Source organism: Corynebacterium hansenii, assembly GCF_030408795.1.
Taxonomy (GTDB): domain Bacteria; phylum Actinomycetota; class Actinomycetes; order Mycobacteriales; family Mycobacteriaceae; genus Corynebacterium; species Corynebacterium hansenii.
In genome coordinates this window covers 1,852,125-1,869,786 of the sequence record NZ_CP047211.1, presented here as the reverse complement: position 1 = coordinate 1,869,786, position 17,662 = coordinate 1,852,125, and the positions used below count along the sequence as shown (strand labels likewise).

Genomic DNA, 17,662 nt, shown 5'->3' with positions numbered 1-17,662 from the left:
CAAAGCCGAGGCCGCCCAGCCGCGCCGGCCCGGGCCGGAACACCGATGACCCAACACCGATGACCCCGACCACCGACTGACCACCCACAACCCGCCCGCCCCCAACAGACATCGACGACCGACCTTCCCGAGGAGCGCCACCCATGCTGGACGAACAGATCACCCGCGGTCTCATCCGCACCGCCCTGCAGGAGGACCTGCGCTACGGGCCCGACGTGACTTCGCTGGCCACCGTCGGTCCGGCGCAGCGGTCACGGGCGACGGTGGCGTCGCGCGCGGAGGGCGTCATCGCCGCCGGCGACGCGATCAGGTGGACGCTCGAGGAGGTCATCGCCGACGAATTCGAGGTCGAGATCCTCGTGGAGGACGGCGGCCGCGTGTCGCCCGGCACCGTCGTGGCGGAAATCGAGGCGCCGACGCGCGGGTTGCTCACGGCCGAGCGGACGCTGCTGAACATCGTCACCCACGCCTCGGGCATCGCCAGCCACACGCGCCGCTGGGTCGACGCCGTCGAGGGCACCGGCACGCGCATCCGTGATTCCCGCAAGACCATCCCCGGCCTGCGCAACCTGCAGAAGTACGCCGTGACCTGCGGCGGTGGTGTCAATCACCGCAATGGTCTGGGCGACGAGGCGCTGATCAAGGACAACCACGTCGCCGCCGCCGGCGGTGTCGTGCCCGCCCTGGAGCGTGTGCGCCGCGCCTACCCGGAGCTGAAATGCGAGATCGAGGTCGACGACCTCACCCAGCTCGACCAGGTGCTGGAGATGAAGCCCGAGCTGGTCATGCTGGACAACTTCGAGGTGTGGCAGACGCAGATCGCCGTGCAGCGGCGCGCGCAGGTGTCGCCGGCCACGCAGCTGGAGTCCTCCGGCGGGCTGACGCTCGACGTCGCCCGCGAGTACGCCTCCTGCGGCGTCGACTTCCTCGCCGTCGGCGCGCTGACGCACTCGTCCGGCGTCCTGGACCTGGGCCTGGACTTCTAGGGGGACCGGCTGGGCCCGCCCCTAACGGAGGCGGCGGCCGATTTCGGCGGCGACGTCGTCGAGAAGCGGCCCGAACTTGCCCGCCGCCTCCGGATCGCGCGCGCGGGCGGCCAACGCGCGGTTCAGTGCGTCCTCGGCCCGCGGCAGATCGTCGCAGTCCAGCTGGCACATCGCAATCTGGGCGAGCAGCGGGATCTCCTGGGCGACCATGCCGTCGGAGCCGAACAAGCCCGCCGCCAACTCGAGGTGGTCGACGGCGCGGCCCGGGTGGCCGCGGCGGATCTCCGCCTGCCCGCCCAGCGCATGCCACTGGGCCCACCGCATGTGGCGCGGGGGAGTGGCCGCCGCGACCTCGGCGGCGATGGCGTCGGGGTCGTCGGCCTCGATGTTGTCCAGCAGATCCAGGTAATCGGCGGCGCGGTCCATCAGCTTCGGCGAGGACCCGCGGATCGGGCGGCCCAGCGAATCGACGTCGGGGGCGTCGGCGGCGTCGCCGAGTTCCGCGAATCCGGCCATGAGCGAATCCGCGGCGGCCCACAGGCGGCCGTCGGCGGCGAGGGCGGACGCGGCTTCGAGGAGTTCGGAGGGGGTGCGCATGGCCCCGGATCCTACCGGCACGCCGGTTCAGTCCAGCAGTGCGGCCAGCGCCTCGAGGACCGGGTGGCCGGCCCACGAGACCGTCGGCAGTAGATCGTCGATGCGCGCCGCGTATCGCCGGGCACCGGGCAGGTCGTCGCGGTCGAGGCAACAGCGCACGCCGGTGAGCAGCGCGCGGGCGGCCTCCTCGCCGTCGCCGGCTTCGAGGTACCCGGCCGCGGCGGTGTCCACGTGCCCGAGCGCCAGGTCCTCGCGCGACGACGCCCAGTAGACGTAGGCGAGGTCGTCGTGCCAGTCGGCGATGGCCCAGCCGTCGGAGATCAGGTCGCGCGCGTCGACCATGAGGTCCTCCGCGCGCTGCGGATCGTCGTGGACCGCGCTGCGGGCGGCCTGGCGCAGGGCCCGCGACGCGCCTTCCCGGTCGCCCAGGCGGTGCAGGTGCTCGGCGTGCTCGATGAGCAGGTCCGCCGCCCGCCCCGCATCGCCGGAACGACCGGCGGCTGTGGCGGCGATGGAAAACGCGGCGTCGGTGCGTTCTTCGTCGCTGGTCAGGGACGACCACTGGGCGACCGGCACGGCGTGCGCCAGGGCGGCCTCGTCGTCGCCGGAGTCGAGCAGCGAGCGCGCCAGAATCAGCCGCAGGTCCATGACCAGCGCGTTGACCGGCATGCCGGTGGCCGCGTCGAGGGCGGCGGCCGCCAGTTCGGCCGCCCGCGCGAATTCCCCGTCGGAGTTGAGCAGCGCCGAGAGCAGGCGCGCGGACCGCAGCGTCCCCACGACCATGTCGTACTCGAGCCCGACCTCCACCACGGGCGCCAGCTGGCGCATGGCCTCGGCCGGATCCTCGGCTTCGAGGGACAGGTGCGACAGCATCTGCCGCGCCTCGATGGTGCTGGTCACCGGTTCGGAGGCGGGCGCGTCGGCGACGGCGGCGCACATCTTCGCCGACTCCACCAGATCACCGCGCCCGTGGGCGACCTGCGCCTCCAGCAGGCGGCGGTCGTCCTCGCCCGTGCGCGGCGGGGCGAACTCCGCCGACCACCGGGACAGTGCCCCGGCCAGGTCGGGGCGCCGGGCCAGCGACGCCGACGCCCCCGCCACCGCCGCCGACAGCGCGAACTGGTACGCCTCGGGGCCGCTGGGCCGCAGGTCGAGGATGTCCCGGGTCAGCGACGTCAGCTCCGGCACGTCGGCGTCGGCCGGGCGGCCGCCGGCGGGGTGGGCGTCGATGAACCTCTCGGCTTCGGCGAACGCCCCGAACGAACGGGCATGGAACGCCGCCGCCGGCCGGTCGGAGCGGATCGCCCAATCGAGCCACTCGCGGCGGGCCTCCTCCGCTTCGTCGGCAAGCTCGAGTTGGTCGGCCGCGGCATGCCGCAGGGCGTGGTACTCGCCGATCAGCTCCTCCGGCACTCCGTCGGCGCCGTCGAGCCAATGGTCGCGGGCGTAGGCGGTCACCGCCCGCCAGCTGGACACGTGGTCCAGGCTGCGGGCCGATTCCCGCGAGAACGCCACCAGGTCCGGCAATTCGGTCGGCACGGCGGGCGGATCGGCCACGGGTCGCCGGGCCGGAATCGGGGCCGACGCGTCTACGGATTCATCCCACCAGGTCATCCGGCCATTGTGGGGCGGGCGCGGGCGGGAATGCAAAGCGGCTGCTTTGCGACGCCCGCGTCCCCGCGGCCCACCCGGCTACTTCGCGGCGGCGGAAACCTCGTCCAGCGCCGGCGAGGACGGGAACCCGGCGGCGCCGGCCAGCGCGTCCCGGGCCATGGCGCGCCGTTCCCGCATGCGGCCCAGTCGCTCGAGGACCGGCATGGCCAGATGGGCGGCGGCGAGATGGTCGAGCGCCAGCCCCGCCGCCTTGGCCTCTGCGGCGACGAGCTCGAGCATGCGGGCGGCGGTTTCGTCCTGGCCCGCCTCCATGGAGTAGATGGCCAACTCGCGCCGGAAGTCGATCGCGGCGGTGACGGGTTCGCCCACCGGGTTCTCGGCGGCGGAGGCGCACAGGCGGGCGGCGGCGGGGAGGTCGCCGACGGCGTGGAGGTGGCGCGCGTCGATGAGCGTGACGGCATCGGCGAGGTTCTCCGCGCCCGGGGCCTCGGACTGGTCGCGCAGCCAATTCGCCAGCGGATCGGCGATGTCGGGGCGGCGCACCAGCGTCGCCGCGGCCTCCGCCTGCAGCATCGCATCGACGAGGATCGGGTCGGCCGGTTCCTTGGCGGGGCTGGGGGTGCCCTCGCGGCCCGGGAGACCGCGCACCACTTGGGCGAGGAGGGGAACGTCCGTCACTTCCGCGCCGCCGGAACCGTCGTCGACGAAACGCAGCCAGCGGTTGGCTTCGTCGACCGCCAGGCGGGCGCGGGCGCGCAGTTCGTGGGCCGCGTTGTCCACCGAGATCGCCCACCCGGTCCAGTCCATCGCCGCGGCGTGGGCGGCGGCGTCCATGCCGAGCGCTTCCGCCACCGACCTGCGCAGCCCGTGGTAGGCGCCGTGCAGCTCCTCGTCGAGGTCCGGCGGCGGCGTCGCGCGGTCCGCGTAACCCGATGCGGCGAACTCCGCCGCGGCGAGGCGCGCCGCGCGCGCGTCGCCATCCCAGGCGGCGGTCAACGATCGGCGCGCCAAGTCTGCGAGGTGTCGACTATCGGTGCTGGACATGACCCCAATTGTCCCGGATGGCCCCGGTGGCCCGCAACGGTTGGCGGAAGAAGAGGGGTAGGGGGCAGGGCCCGCGGCCCGCTCCCGGCGGGCGAAAGCGGGCGAACTAAGATGAATCGCGTCCCAAGACCCGTACTCCGGATCATGGCCCCGGGCCGTGGGCCGGAGCACCTCCCGAAAGGCGGCGCCTGCCCCGATGCTGTCCACGATTGACCTGCGCGGTCGCGTCCCCTCCACCTCCGAACTGCGCCGCGCGCTGCCCCGCGGATCCGCCGACGTCGACTCCATGCTGCCGACCGTCCGGCCGGTCGTCGAGGACGTCGCGGAGAACGGCGCCGAGGCGGCGATGCGCTACTCGGAGAAATTCGACCGGGTCCGCCCCGATTCCCTCGTCGTGCCCGCCGAGGTCATCGCCGCGGCCCTGGAACGGCTCGATCCGGAAGTGCGCGCGGCCCTGGAGGACTCCATCGCCCGCATCCGGACGTTCCACGAGGCCCAGAAGCCCGCCGACATTTCCGTCGACGTCGTGCCGGGCGGCGTGGTGCGGGAGAAGTGGATCCCCGTGCGCCGCGTCGGCCTGTACGTGCCGGGCGGCAACGCCGTCTACCCGTCGAGCGTGCTCATGAACGTCATCCCGGCGCTGGCCGCGGGCGTCGAGTCGCTGGTGGTGGCCTCGCCGCCGCAGGCGGACTTCGGCGGCTGGCCGCACCCGACCATCCTGGCGGCGTGCGCGCTGCTCGGCGTGACCGAGGTGTGGGCCGTCGGCGGCGGCCAGGCCGTGGCGCTGATGGCCTACGGCGACGACTCCGAGGGGCTCGAGCCGGTCGACATGGTCACCGGCCCGGGCAACATCTTCGTCACCGCCGCCAAGCGCCTGTGCCGCGCCGTCGTGGGCATCGACTCCGAGGCCGGTCCGACGGAGATCGCCGTCCTCGCCGACGCCACCGCCGATCCCGTGGCCGTCGCCTATGACCTCATCTCTCAGGCCGAGCACGATGTCATGGCCGCGTCGGTGCTCATCACCGATTCCGCCGAGCTGGCGGAGGCCGTCGACCGCGAGGTGGAGGCCCGCTACGGCGTGACCCTGAACTCGGAGCGCGTCAAGGAGGCCCTCGAAGGGCCGCAGTCGGGCATCGTCCTGGTCGACGACATGGAGGTCGGCCTCAAAGTCGCCGACGCCTACGCCGCCGAGCACCTCGAGGTCCACACCGCCGACGCCGCCGCGATGGCCGACCGCGTGACCAACGCCGGCGCGATCTTCGTGGGCAACTACTCCCCGGTGCCGCTGGGCGACTACTCGGCCGGCTCCAACCACGTGCTGCCGACCTCGGGCACCGCGCGGCATTCGTCGGGCCTGTCGACGCACACGTTCCTCAAGTCCGTCCACGTCGTCGAGTACGACGAAGCCGCCCTGAAGGGGGTTGCGGATACGGTGGTGGCGTTGGCCGACGCCGAGCGCCTGCCCGCCCACGGAGAGGCGATCCGCGCGCGGTTCGAGGATCCGTCGGCGCCCGAGGAGAAGTGATGGCCGACGCACGATCGAACGGAAAGGAAGACATGCCCGGAGGCGATGCGATGAAGGACGCCGGGATCACCCTGGCCGATCTGCCGCTGCGCGACGAACTGCGCGGCGAGGAGGCCTACGGCGCCCCTCAGCTCGACGTCGACGTCCGGCTGAACACCAACGAGAACCCGTTCCCGCCCTCGGATGCGCTCATCGACGAGCTCGTCGGCGAGATCGGCAAGGTGGCCTCCGGCCTCAACCGCTACCCGGAGCGAGACGCGCTGGTGCTGCGCCGGGCGCTGGCGGAGTACGTCACCGGGCGCACCGGCGTCCGGGTGGGGGAGGAGAACCTGTGGGCGGCCAACGGGTCCAACGAAATCCTGCAGCAGTTGCTGCAGGCCTTCGGCGGCCCGGGTCGCTCGGCCATGGGCTTCACCCCCAGCTACTCCATGCACCCGATCCTGGCCGCGGGCACGCAGACCGAGTTCCTGGCCGTTCCGCGCGACCCGGTGACCTTCGGCATCGACATGGCGACGGCGCTGGCGGCGATCCGGGAGCACCGCCCAGACGTCATCTTCGTCACCTCGCCGAACAACCCCACCGGCAATCTCACGCCGACCGCGGACCTGCGGGCCATTCTCGACGCCGCGCCGGGCATCGTCATCGTCGACGAGGCGTACGCGGAGTTCACCGATGAGCCGTCCGCGGTGGAGCTGATCTCGGAGTATCCGGCGAAGATCGTCGTCAGCCGCACGATGAGCAAGGCGTTCGACTTCGCCGGCGGCCGCCTGGGCTACTTCGTGGCGGACCCCGCGTTCGTCGACGCCGTGATGCTCGTGCGCCTGCCGTACCACCTGTCCACGCTGACGCAGGCCGCGGCCACCGTGGCGCTGCGCCATGCCGGGGAGACGCTCGGGACCGTCGACGAGCTCGCCCGCGAGCGCGACCGGGTCGTCGCCCGCCTCGGGGAATTGGGGTACGACGTCATCGACTCGCACGCCAATTTCGTGTTCTTCGGGCTTTTCGACGACGCGGCCGCGGCGTGGAGGGAGTTCCTCGACCGAGGGGTGCTGATCCGCGACGTGGGGGTGCCCGGCCGCCTGCGTGCGACGATCGGCCTGCCCACGGAAAACGATGCCCTGCTCGAGGCCGCCGCAGGAGTCATCGCCTCGGGCGCCACCACCGGGGAGACCCCCAACGCGCATGCGGCCGACGCGGCCGGCGCGGCCGCAGACGAATCTGGAGAAGTGAAGTAGAGCCATGTCCGATCCCACCCACCGCGAGAACCCCCGCGTCGGCACCATCGAGCGCGCCACGCGCGAGTCGTCCATCGTCTGCACCGTCGACCTCGACGGCACGGGGCAGGCCGACATCGACACGGGCCTGCCGTTCTTCGACCACATGCTCACGGCGCTGACGGCGCACGGCAGCTTCGACATCAAGCTCCACGCCAACGGCGACACCGACGTCGACGCCCACCACACGGTCGAGGACACCGGCATCGTCCTGGGCCAGGCGTTCGCCGAGGCCCTCGGCGACAAGTCCGGCATCCGCCGCTTCGCCGACGCGTACATCCCCATGGACGAGACCCTGGCCCAGGCCATCGTCGACGTGTCGGGCCGCCCGTACTTCGTCATCTCCGGGGAGCCGGACCAGATCCTCACCTCGGTCATCGGCGGGCACTACCCGACGGTGATCAACGAGCACTTCTTCGAGTCCTTCGCCCTCAACGCCCGGATTGCCCTCCACGTGCGCTGCCTGTACGGTCGCGATCCGCACCACATCACCGAGGCCGAGTTCAAGGCCGTGGCCCGCGCCCTGCGCGCGGCGTGCGAGCCGGATCCCCGCGTCAAGGGCGTCCCGTCCACGAAGGGGACCCTGTGAGCGCGGCCGATCTGCCCACCATTTTCCTGTTCATCCTCGCCGGCCTGCTGGTCGGCGGCGCCTGGTCCGCGTACCAGGCCGGCTCGAGGGCGGGCACGATCATCATGGGCCTGCTCGCCGTCCTGGCCACGGCCGGGGCCATCCTGTGGCTCGTGGGAGAGATGAATTGACGCAACCGAACCGATGATCCGGCGGTGACGCCGGTGGCCGTCCGCGGCGCGTGCCGGGATGGGGAAAGGAGCTGACGTGACCGATCGCGTGGATTCCATGTGGAAGGCGCCGGGGCTCATCCCCACCCTGGTGGCGGTGCTGGCGGCCTTCGGCGGTTGGTCGCTGCTGCTGCCGGTGATCCCGCAGGCCATCCTCGACGATGGCCGCGGGGCGGGCCTGGCCGGCGCCTACACGGGCGTGTTCATGGCGGCGACGGTGCTGACGCAGACGCAGACGCCCCGGATGCTGCGCCGGTACGGGTACCGGGCGACGATGTTCGTCTCCGGCCTCCTGCTGGGCCTGCCCACGTTCCTCCATCTCTTCGGCACCGATGCCGCCCTGGTCCTGGGCATCGCGGTGATCCGGGGGATGGGCTTCGGTTCGCTGACCGTGGCGGAATCCGCGCTCATCGCCGAGCTGGTGCCCATGAAGTTCCTGGGCAAGGCGTCGGGTGCGCTCGGCGTGGCCGTCGGCGTCGCCCAGCTCGCCTGTCTGCCGCTGGGCCTGGCCATCGCGCATTGGGCGGGCTCTTACCAGTGGGTGTACCTGCTGGGCGGCATCGTGTCGCTGGTGGGCTCGGCGATGGCGCTGCTCATCCCGAAGCTCAAGGCGGCGGAGAAGCACGGGCGCGGTGGCGGCTCATCGGTCGGCGACGCAGCCGGCGACGGCGCGGGCGGCGAGCTGCCTTCCCGCGATCCCGGCCCCGCGGCGCAGGTGCCCACCTGGAAGCTCGTGGCGGTGCCGGCGCTGGCGATCGGCGCGACGGCGATGGGCTTCGGCGGCATCTCGGCGTTCCTGGCCCCCGCGGCCCGGGAGATCGACCTCGTCTCCGGCGCGATCGTCGCGGGCGCGGCGCTGTCGGTGATGGGCGGCGCCCAGATGGTTTTCCGCTATGTCGCCGGCACGTGGGCCGATCGGAAGGGCAAGGCGGGCACGCTGCTGGTCGGGGCGCTGGCCGCGGGCGTGATCGGCCTGGCGTTCATGGCGGTGGTGGTAGTGGCGGGCTGGTCCGCGTGGTGGCTGCTGGGCGCCGCGGCGTTCTACGGCGCCGGCTTCGGCATGGTCCAGAACGAGGCCCTGCTGCTCATGTTCGCCCGTCTGCCGCGCGAGCGCACCGCGGAGGCCAGCGCCTACTGGAACATGGCGTTCGACTCCGGCACCGGTTCGGGCTCGTTCCTCCTGGGCATCGTCGCGGGCGCGGCGCTGCAGCCCTACCCGGCGGTGTTCGCCGTGGCGGCGGGGCTGATGTCCATCGGTCTGGTCGCCGCGATCCTCGACCGGGTCATCGGCGCCCACCGCGTCGCCGAGCACCACAACACGCGGGCGACGCTGCGCAGGCTGGGCGGCGCCGTCGTCAAGCCCAAGCGCCGCGCCGAACCGGAACGGACCGGCGAGGATGCCTGAGCCGATGCGAAAGGGTTTCCTGGGCACCTCCCTGATGTTCGCGTCCAACGGCGCGATCTTCGCGTCGCTGTTGCCGTGGTATCCGACGCTGGTCAAGGAGTGGGGCCTGACGGACCTGCAGTTCGGGTTCATCGTCGCCGCCATGCCGCTGGGGTCGCTGGTGTCCTCGGCGCTGCCGGCGCGGGTCGTGTCCCGGCGGGGCCCGCTGTTCGCGGCGGTCGGCGGGACGCTGGTGATGGCCATCCTGATGATCCTGATCGGCCGGATTTCCGGCGGCATCGCGCTGGCGGCGCTGCTGTTCGGCTTCGGCATCTGCGACGCCACCGCCGACGTCGGCCAGAACGTGGCGGGCACGCGCGTCCAGGGCCGCTCGGGGCGGTCGATCATCTCCCGCCTGCACGCCTTCTGGAGCCTGGGCGCGGCGTCGGGAGGCGCCATCGCCACCTGGTCCGCGGTCGCCGGCAACGATTTCGGCCTGCACCTCGCGGTCGCCTCGGCGGTGTGCCTGGCCATGGTGTCGCTCGGCGCGTGGCTCGTGGGGGATGGCGCCGCGCCCCTTCCGGAAGAGAAGCTTGACGACGCTCACGGGGACCATGGGACGGCCCCGAAGTGGACGGCGCTGCGCTCCGCGTTTCTGGCGGTGCTGCCGCTGGCGGCGGTGGCGACGGCCGGCACCGCCGTGGAGGACCTTGGCCAGAACTGGGGTGGCCTGGCGGCCCACGAGCTCACCGGACTGGCGACGGCGTCGGCCGGCATCGCCTACGCGATCTTCCTGTCGTCGCAGACGCTCGGGCGTTTCCTCGGCGACGCGTTCATCGACCGGTTCGGACGCGCGCGGGTCGCCGGCGCGGGCAGCGGCCTCATCGCCGTCGGCGGCGTGCTGGTGCTGCTCGGCGGGGCGATGTCGGCGCCCACGGTGCTCATCGGCGGTTTCGCCCTCGCCGGATTCGGCTGCGCGACGCTGGTGCCCTCCGCCTTCGCCGCGGCCGCCCGGGTGCCGGGGGTGTCCGACGGTGCGGGCGTGACACTCGTCGGCTGGCTCATGCGGATGGGGTTCCTGGTCACCAGCCCCGCCATCGGCGTCGCCGCCACCGGCCTCGGCCTGCAGGTGGCGCTGGGGCTGCTGGTGGTCCTGGGCCTGGTGGCGGCGGCGTGCTCGCCGGCGCTGAAGGTCGGTTCCCGCCGGGCATGACGAAAACCGGCCCCGGTGATCGGGGCCGGTTGGGTCGCATTGCCGGAACCGGCGGAGCGGTGGGTGAGGAGCCTCCGTGTTGCGCGGGGGAATCCGCCTACGCGGACTTGGCCTCGTCCAGGCCCATGTCCGCGAGCAGGGCGCGCACGTGGCGCTCGACGTCGTCGGCGATGGCGCGGACCTCCTCGATGGAGGCGCCCTCCGGGTCGGCGATGTCCCACTCGACGTAGCGGTCGCCGGGGATGTCCGGCCGCTGTTCGACGCCCATGAGCACCACCACGTCGGACCGGTGGACGGTGCGGGCGACGATTTCCTTCTGGTACAGGTGCCCGGTCGGGATGCCGCGTTCGGCGAGGACCTCCAGCACGGTCGGGTTGATGCCGCCGACGGGGTTGAGCCCCACGGAGCGGACGAAGAGGCGGTCGCCGGCCAGCCACGCGGTGATCGCGGAGGCCAGCTGGGAACGACCGGCGTTGCGCTCGCAGACGTAGAGGACCTCCCGGCGCGCGGCGGCGTCGGTGGCGCCGGCGGCCAGGGCCTGCTCCTCCAGGGTTTCGGAGACGATGCGCTCCACGATCACCGGCAGGAAGGTCTCGACCTTGGCCTCGGCCGTGCGCTCGGCGATGGTGTCGTCCATCACCGCGTCGATGTGATCGGCGGAGTGCAGGGCGCCGTAGCGGCGGTGCATGTCCTCGCGGACGATTTCGAACTGGCGGTTGAGCAGCGGGTTGGTCATCGTCGTGCCTTTCTCGGGCGGGTTCCGCGTCCCTCTGCGTGGCGACGGGCCGTCGCAAAGCGATTCGGCGACCCGCCCACCAGCAGTGGTTGACATTAAGTTCAATGGAAGTTAACCTGCCGTTAACCTTAGCACTCCTGCGGTTCGATTTCACCGGTGAACATTCCCGGCGTGTCGCGGGCCATGTGGGGGCCATCCGGGGTCATGCGGAGGCCATGTGGAGCCCGTCGGGAGGCCGTCGGGAGGCCATGCGGGGCGATGCGGGGACGCGGCGAAACGACCATTTATGATTCCCCCATGACCACCGTCGCAATCCTCGACTACGGCTCCGGCAACCTGCGCTCCGCCGAGCGCGCCGTGGCCTCCACCGGCGTGGACGTCGTCGTCACCGCCGACCCGGACACCGTGATGAACGCCGACGGGCTGCTCGTCCCGGGCGTCGGCGCCTACGCGGCGTGCATGGAGGGCCTCCACCGCGTGCAGGGCCCCCGTCTGATCGGATCGCGCTTGGCCGGCGGCCGCCCCGTGTTCGGCATCTGCGTGGGCATGCAGGTGCTCTTCGACCGCGGCGTCGAGTTCGCCGAGGGCATCCACGCCGGCGAGGTCGACTCCTCGGCCCGGGCCGTGGGCACCCCCGGCTGCGGCGAATGGCCCGGCACCGTCGAGCGCCTCGACGCCGAGATCCTGCCGCACATGGGCTGGAACACCGTCGACGTGCCCGAGGGCTCCGAGATGTTCCGCGGGATCGACGGCGAACGCTTCTACTTCGTGCACTCCTACGCCGCCCGGCGCTGGGATCTCGACTCCGACTCGCGCATCGCGGCGCCGCTGGTGACGTGGACGTCGCACGAGAACGACCGCTTCGTCTCCGCCGTGGAAAACGGCCCCCTGTGGGCCACCCAGTTCCACCCGGAGAAGTCCGGCGACGCGGGCCTGGCCCTGCTGCGCAACTGGACCGCCACGCTGCGCTGACGCCCACCCGGCCCGCCCCGTCGCGGCGTCCGGGCGCTGGCCTATACTCCACATCGGAACTGCACGGCGGCCGACGCCGGCCGCCGCCGACAATCACTGACCCCGGGGAGCGATACACCGCCATGACCTTGACCCTCCTGCCCGCCGTTGACGTCGCCGATGGACAGGCCGTCCGCCTGGTCCAGGGCGCCGCGGGTTCCGAGACCCATTACGGTGCGCCGCTCGACGCCGCGATGAACTGGCAGAACGCCGGTGCGGAGTGGATCCACCTCGTCGACCTCGACGCCGCCTTCGGCCGCGGCTCGAACTACGAGCTGCTCAAGGACGTCGTGGGCAAGCTGGACGTCGACGTCGAGCTGTCCGGCGGCATCCGCGACACCGAGTCGCTGGAGGCCGCGCTGGCCACCGGCTGCCGCCGCGTCAACATCGGCACGGCCGCGCTGGAGAACCCGGAGTGGTGCAAGGGGATCATCGCCGAATACGGCGACCGCGTGGCCATCGGCCTGGACGTCCGCCAGATCGAGGGCGAGTGGCGCCTGCGCGGCCGCGGCTGGGTCTCCGACGGCGGCGACCTGTGGGAGGTGCTGGAGCGCCTCGACTCCGAGGGCTGCTCGCGCTTCGTGGTCACCGACGTGTCCAAGGACGGCACCCTGGCCGGCCCGAACCTGGACCTGCTGCGCGACGTCGCGGCGGCCACCGACGCCCCGATCGTCGCGTCGGGCGGCGTGAGCTCGCTCGCCGACGTCGAGGCCATCAAGACCCTGGTGCCCGAGGGCGTCGACTCGGCGATCATCGGCAAGGCGCTCTACGCCGGCCGGTTCACGCTCGAGGAGGCCCTGGAGGTCGCGCGCTCCTAGCGCCCGGCCGCGGCAACGGCGCGGACGACGCGCGGATACGACGCGGAAAGGTCGTGAGACCATGGCGGACCTGGAACCCCGGGCCCTGCTGGCGATGGCGGAGGCGGCGGTCGACGAGGTCGAGGACCTCTTCACCGTCAACCTCGGCGCCGACCCGCTGGTGACCAAGGCGCGCGGCGACTTCGCCACGGAAATCGACCTGGCCATCGAACGCCGACTGCGCGAACTGCTGCAGCATTTCACCGGCTTCCCCGTGCACGGCGAGGAATACGGCGCCGGGGGCGACCGCGAGGCCGAGCCCGACACCGTGTGGGTCGTCGACCCCATCGACGGCACCACGAACTACGCCGCCGGGTACCCCATGTGCGCCATCCTGGTGTCGCTGCTGCACAAGGGCGAACCCATCGTGGCGCTGGCGTCGATGCCGCTGCTGGGCCGCCGGGTCACCGCCACCCTCGGCGGCGGCACCCGCGTCAACGGCCGCGAGGTGCACATGGACCCGAAATCCGGCCGCCCGGTCTCCATCGCCTTCGGCTCCGTCATAGCGCGCCGCGACGGCACCTTCCCCCGCGAGTGGCGGCAACTGCTGCTGTCGGCGGTGGGGGACCGCTACCCGACGATCCGAATTTCCGGTTCAGTCGGAGTGGACCTCGCGGCCACGGCGTCCGGGGCGTTCGGCGGGACGGTCACGTTCTCCCCGCACGTGTGGGACAACGCGGCGGGCGTGCTGCTGATCCGCGAAGCCGGCGGCGTGGTCACGGACCTGACCGGCGAACCCTGGCGGGACGGTTCGGTGGGCGTGCTCGCCGGGACCGAGGAAGTCCATGCCGGGCTGCTCCACATCATCCGGGGCCTGCAACCGCCCACCGATTTCCGGGCGTGAGGCGCGCCCGACGCTCTTCGCCGACCCCACCCCACTCACCCCACCCACCCCACACCGATCACCCCGCACCGAACACCCGACCCTTTTAGGAGAACCATGTCCGTCGCGATCCGCGTCATCCCCTGCCTGGACGTCAATGACGGCCGCGTGGTCAAGGGAGTCAACTTCGAGAACCTCCGCGACGCCGGCGACCCCGTCGAGCTGGCGCACCGCTACAACGAGGAAGGCGCCGACGAGCTGACCTTCCTCGACGTCACCGCCTCCAAGCACGGCCGCGGCACAATGCTCGACGTGGTGCGCCGCACCGCCGAGCAGGTCTTCATCCCGCTGACCGTCGGCGGCGGCGTCCGCAGCGTCGACGACGTCGACCAGCTGCTCCGCGCCGGCGCGGACAAGGTCAGCGTCAACACCTCCGCCATCGCGCGCCCGGAGCTGCTGCGCGAGCTGTCGCAGCGTTTCGGCGCGCAGTGCATCGTCCTGTCCGTCGACGCCCGCCGCGTCCCCGAGGGAGGGCAGCCGCAGCCGTCCGGCTTCGAGGTCACCACCCACGGCGGCTCGAAGTCCGCCGGCATCGACGCGGTGGAGTGGGCGCGCCGCGGCGAGGAACTCGGCGTCGGCGAGATCCTGCTCAACTCGATGGACGGCGACGGCACCAAGGACGGTTTCGACCTGGAGCTGCTGCGCAAGGTCCGCGAGGCCGTCGACGTGCCGGTCATCGCCTCCGGCGGCGCGGGCGCGGCGGAGCATTTCCCGCCCGCGGTGGAAGCCGGCGCGGACGCGGTGCTCGCCGCATCGATCTTCCACTTCGGCGAGGTCTCCATCGGCGAAGTCAAGGACGCGATGGCCGCCGCCGGTATCGAGGTGCGCCGATGATCGGCAACGGCGAAGCGGGGGAGCGGCTGGTCGTCGGCAAGCGGGACCCCGACGACCCCGCGACGTGGGAGCTGGCCCCCGAGCTGGCCGGCCGCCTCAAGCGCAACGATGCCGGCCTGGTGCCCGCGATCGTGCAGGAGATCGGCACCGGTGACGTGCTCATGCTCGCGTGGATGGACGATCACGCGCTGGCCTACACGATCGGCACCCGCCGCGGCACCTACTGGTCGCGGTCGCGCGGCGAATACTGGATCAAGGGCATGACCTCGGGGCACTTCCAGAAGGTCCACCACGTCGCCCTGGACTGCGACCACGACACCGTCCTGGTCACCGTCGAGCAGACCGGCGCCGCCTGTCACACGGGCGCGCATTCCTGCTTCGACGTCGATCCGCTGGTGTAGGCGCGGCCCCGGCGAGCCCAGGCAGGCCCGCTCGGCCCCGGCCCTCGTCCGGTTGGGCGCGCGGGCGTTTGGCATGATGTTCCCCATGACGCGAACCTCGACGCGAACCTCGATGACGTCCCGCGAACGCTTCCGCGACCTCGCGCGGAATCATCGCGTGGTGCCGGTGATCAGGCGGGTGCTGGCGGACGGCGAAACCGCGCTGTCGGCGTACCGCAAGCTCGCCGCCGACCGCCCGGGCACGTTCCTGCTGGAGTCGGCGGACGTGGGGCAGTCGTGGTCGCGATGGTCGATGATCGGCTGCGGTTCGCGCACCGCCCTGACCGTCGTCGACGGCGAGGCCCGCTGGATCGGCACCGCCCCCGAGGGCGCCCCGGAGGGCGGCGATCCGCTGGTCGCGCTGCGCGAGACCCTGCGGCTGCTGCACAGCGAACTCCCGCTCGACGACGCCGCCGTCGCCGCCGGTTCGGTGCCCCCGTTCACGTCCGGCCTGGTCGGCTACTTCGGGCACGACGTCATCCGATTCATCGAGCGGAAGCTGCCCGACACCTGCGTCGACGACCTCGGCGTGCCGGAGATGGTGCAGCTGCTGGTCGAGGACCTGGCGGTGGTCGACCACCACGAGGGCGTGATCTGGCTGGTGGCCAACCAGATCAACTGGGACGGCTCCGACGAGCGGGTCGACGAGGCCTACGACGACGCCGTGTCGCGCATCGACCGGATGCTGGGCAAGCTCGCCGCGCCGCTGTCGACGCCGCCGGTGGAGGTCGAGTTGCCGGAACCGGAGGTGCGCCGCCAGCGCACCGCGGAGGAGCACAAGCGCCGAATCGGCGTGTGCAAGGAGCACATCCGCGCGGGTGACGCCTTCCAGATCGTGCTGTCCCAGCGCTTCGAGATGGACACCGACGCGACGGCGCTGGAGGTCTACCGCATGCTGCGGATGACCAACCCCAGCCCCTACATGTTCCTGGTCAACGTGCCCGATGAGTCGATGACGGCGACGGCGTTCCAGATCGTCGGGTCGTCGCCGGAGTCGCTGGTGCAGGTGCAGGGCCGGCGCGTGATCACGAACCCCATCGCCGGCACCCGCCCGCGCGGCACCGGAGTCGAGGAGGACGTGCTGCTGGAGAAGGAGCTGCTGGCCGACGAGAAGGAGAACAGCGAGCACCTCATGCTCGTGGACCTGGGCCGCAACGACCTCGGCCGCGTGTGCGAGCCGGGCACGGTGAAGGTGCACGACTTCCGGCACATCGAGCGGTACTCGCACGTCATGCACCTGGTGTCCACCGTGACCGGCACGCTCGCCGAGGACGCGACCGCCGTCGACGCCTTCGCCGCCACCTTCCCGGCGGGCACCCTGTCGGGCGCGCCGAAGCCGAGCGCCCTGGCCATCATCGACGAGCTGGAGGACACCCGGCGCGGCATCTACGGCGGCACGGTCGGCTATTTCGATTTCCGCGGCAACACCGACCAGGCGATCACCATCCGCAGCGGCCTGATCAAGGGCGGCACCGTGTACGTGCAGGCCGGCGGCGGCATCGTCGCCGACTCCGATCCGGAGGACGAGGACGCCGAAACCCGCAACAAGGCCGCGGCCGTGCTGCGCGCGGTCGCCGCCGCCGAAACCATCCGCGAGGCCCGCGGGGACGCCGAAGGGGGAGCAGATGACTGAGCCGCAGGGGAAGCGGGAGCCGGAGCAGATGTCCGGGCAGCGGGGTGAGCAGGTGCCGGAGCAGGACGGCGGGGCGAAGAAGACCGATCGCCGCCCTGGCGCCGCCCTGGCGCTGATCCTCGCGTCGGCGATCGGCCTGTGGCTCGCCGGCCGGGCGGCGTGGCTGACCGTCACGACCTTCGACGACAAATCGGGCGAGGCGGTCAACGACCTCGTCGGCGCGACGTGGGCGCCGGAGACCACGGCGCTGGCGCTGGCGCTGGCCGCGGCCGTGGCGGCGACGCTGATCATGGGCGGCCTCGGGCGGCGCGTCGTCGGCGGCCTCGCCGCGGTCATCGCCGCGGCCGCCGCGTGGTCGCCGCTGCAGCTGCTCACCGCCGGCGCGGACCCCAAGCGCGCGCTGGACCTGCTCTCCTCCGGTGCGGCGACCCAGCGGGCGAACGCACCGGTCACCGTCTCCGACTGGGCGCAGATCCAGAACCTCGAGACCCACTCGCTGGGGCCGGTGGTGTCCGTCATCGTCGCGGCTTTGGGCGTGCTCGGGGGAGTGCTGCTGCTCGTGCGCCCGGGCGGGACCGTCGCAAAGCGGCGCTCCGGCGCGTACGAGACGCCGGAGGTGCGCCGCGAGCGCGTGCGCGACGACCTGTCGCGCGAACCCGCGTCGGGCCGCGTCATGTGGGACGCCCTCGACGCGGGCGTGGACCCGACCGACACCGATCCCGCGGATTCCGACCCCGCGCCAGGATCGACCGACACCGGCGCCGCGGATTCCGACCCCGCGCCCGGCGGCGGCCGCACCGACCGATAACATTCAGCCCGAAACGGATTTCATC

At 72.3% G+C, this 17,662-nt stretch carries 18 protein-coding genes; 14 read left to right on the top strand and 4 right to left on the bottom strand.

From position 1 onward, the window contains the following. Positions 1-143: 143 nt before the first annotated feature. Entirely contained in the window at positions 144-986 is an 843-nt protein-coding gene (gene nadC / locus CHAN_RS08115; protein WP_290288448.1) for a carboxylating nicotinate-nucleotide diphosphorylase, read from the top strand. Between the two features lie 21 nt (positions 987-1,007). Here nadC and CHAN_RS08110 read toward each other — a convergent pair whose 3' ends face one another. The 3 genes from CHAN_RS08110 to CHAN_RS08100 all read right to left on the bottom strand — a co-directional run bounded on the left by CHAN_RS08110 (position 1,008) and on the right by CHAN_RS08100 (position 4,241). Then, positions 1,008-1,583 carry a hypothetical protein gene (locus tag CHAN_RS08110; protein WP_290288446.1) on the bottom strand — a complete coding sequence of 192 codons (576 nt, stop codon included), beginning with the start codon at positions 1,581-1,583 and terminating at the stop codon, positions 1,008-1,010. 27 nt (positions 1,584-1,610) lie between these two features. Further along, complete coding sequence (locus CHAN_RS08105; RefSeq protein ID WP_290288443.1) at positions 1,611-3,197, bottom strand: hypothetical protein; 1,587 nt, start codon at positions 3,195-3,197, stop codon at positions 1,611-1,613. A 78-nt stretch (positions 3,198-3,275) separates the two neighbouring features. Beyond that, positions 3,276-4,241, bottom strand: a complete 966-nt coding sequence (locus CHAN_RS08100) for a hypothetical protein (RefSeq protein ID WP_290288439.1) — start codon at positions 4,239-4,241, stop codon at positions 3,276-3,278. Positions 4,242-4,437: 196 nt separating this feature from the next. Between CHAN_RS08100 and hisD the strand changes: the two genes are divergently transcribed. The 6 genes from hisD to CHAN_RS08070 all read left to right on the top strand — a co-directional run bounded on the left by hisD (position 4,438) and on the right by CHAN_RS08070 (position 10,435). Next, the gene (hisD, locus tag CHAN_RS08095; protein ID WP_290288437.1) at positions 4,438-5,766 is read left to right on the top strand and encodes a histidinol dehydrogenase; all 1,329 of its coding nucleotides are present in this window, start codon (positions 4,438-4,440) and stop codon (positions 5,764-5,766) included. A 50-nt stretch (positions 5,767-5,816) separates the two neighbouring features. Then, a complete protein-coding gene (locus CHAN_RS08090) occupies positions 5,817-7,001 on the top strand; it encodes a histidinol-phosphate transaminase (protein ID WP_290293428.1) in 1,185 nt (394 codons plus the stop codon). Between the two features lie 4 nt (positions 7,002-7,005). Next, positions 7,006-7,629: an imidazoleglycerol-phosphate dehydratase HisB gene (gene hisB, locus CHAN_RS08085; RefSeq protein ID WP_290288434.1), complete on the top strand. Its 624-nt coding sequence runs from the start codon at positions 7,006-7,008 to the stop codon at positions 7,627-7,629. After that, positions 7,626-7,799: a hypothetical protein gene (locus CHAN_RS08080; RefSeq protein WP_153251627.1), complete on the top strand. Its 174-nt coding sequence runs from the start codon at positions 7,626-7,628 to the stop codon at positions 7,797-7,799. Before hisB ends, CHAN_RS08080 begins: the two co-directional genes overlap by 4 nt. 97 nt (positions 7,800-7,896) lie before the next feature. Next, complete coding sequence (locus tag CHAN_RS08075) at positions 7,897-9,243, top strand: MFS transporter (protein WP_290293426.1); 1,347 nt, start codon at positions 7,897-7,899, stop codon at positions 9,241-9,243. Between the two features lie 4 nt (positions 9,244-9,247). Further along, positions 9,248-10,435 carry an MFS transporter gene (locus CHAN_RS08070; protein ID WP_290288422.1) on the top strand — a complete coding sequence of 396 codons (1,188 nt, stop codon included), beginning with the start codon at positions 9,248-9,250 and terminating at the stop codon, positions 10,433-10,435. A 97-nt stretch (positions 10,436-10,532) separates the two neighbouring features. On the opposite strand, the gene CHAN_RS08065 is transcribed toward CHAN_RS08070, so the two are convergent. Beyond that, positions 10,533-11,171, bottom strand: coding sequence for an arsenate-mycothiol transferase ArsC (locus CHAN_RS08065; protein WP_048744477.1), 639 nt, complete (start codon positions 11,169-11,171; stop codon positions 10,533-10,535). A 297-nt stretch (positions 11,172-11,468) separates the two neighbouring features. Here CHAN_RS08065 and hisH point away from each other — a divergent pair, with 297 nt between their 5' ends. The 7 genes from hisH to CHAN_RS08030 all read left to right on the top strand — a co-directional run bounded on the left by hisH (position 11,469) and on the right by CHAN_RS08030 (position 17,637). Beyond that, the gene (hisH, locus tag CHAN_RS08060; protein ID WP_290288418.1) at positions 11,469-12,143 is read left to right on the top strand and encodes an imidazole glycerol phosphate synthase subunit HisH; all 675 of its coding nucleotides are present in this window, start codon (positions 11,469-11,471) and stop codon (positions 12,141-12,143) included. Positions 12,144-12,265: 122 nt separating this feature from the next. After that, entirely contained in the window at positions 12,266-13,000 is a 735-nt protein-coding gene (priA, locus tag CHAN_RS08055) for a bifunctional 1-(5-phosphoribosyl)-5-((5-phosphoribosylamino)methylideneamino)imidazole-4-carboxamide isomerase/phosphoribosylanthranilate isomerase PriA (RefSeq protein ID WP_048744473.1), read from the top strand. 61 nt (positions 13,001-13,061) lie between these two features. Further along, positions 13,062-13,883 (top strand): inositol monophosphatase family protein, encoded by an 822-nt coding sequence (locus CHAN_RS08050; protein ID WP_048744470.1) that lies wholly within the window; start codon positions 13,062-13,064, stop codon positions 13,881-13,883. 96 nt (positions 13,884-13,979) lie between these two features. Next, complete coding sequence (gene hisF / locus CHAN_RS08045) at positions 13,980-14,756, top strand: imidazole glycerol phosphate synthase subunit HisF (protein WP_048744468.1); 777 nt, start codon at positions 13,980-13,982, stop codon at positions 14,754-14,756. Beyond that, complete coding sequence (gene hisI / locus CHAN_RS08040) at positions 14,753-15,157, top strand: phosphoribosyl-AMP cyclohydrolase (protein WP_290288409.1); 405 nt, start codon at positions 14,753-14,755, stop codon at positions 15,155-15,157. The genes hisF and hisI overlap by 4 nt, the downstream gene beginning before the upstream one ends. 85 nt (positions 15,158-15,242) lie before the next feature. After that, positions 15,243-16,829 (top strand): anthranilate synthase component I, encoded by a 1,587-nt coding sequence (locus CHAN_RS08035; protein ID WP_048744464.1) that lies wholly within the window; start codon positions 15,243-15,245, stop codon positions 16,827-16,829. Next, positions 16,822-17,637, top strand: a complete 816-nt coding sequence (locus CHAN_RS08030) for a TIGR02234 family membrane protein (protein ID WP_290288406.1) — start codon at positions 16,822-16,824, stop codon at positions 17,635-17,637. The genes CHAN_RS08035 and CHAN_RS08030 overlap by 8 nt, the downstream gene beginning before the upstream one ends. Positions 17,638-17,662: the final 25 nt, after the last annotated feature.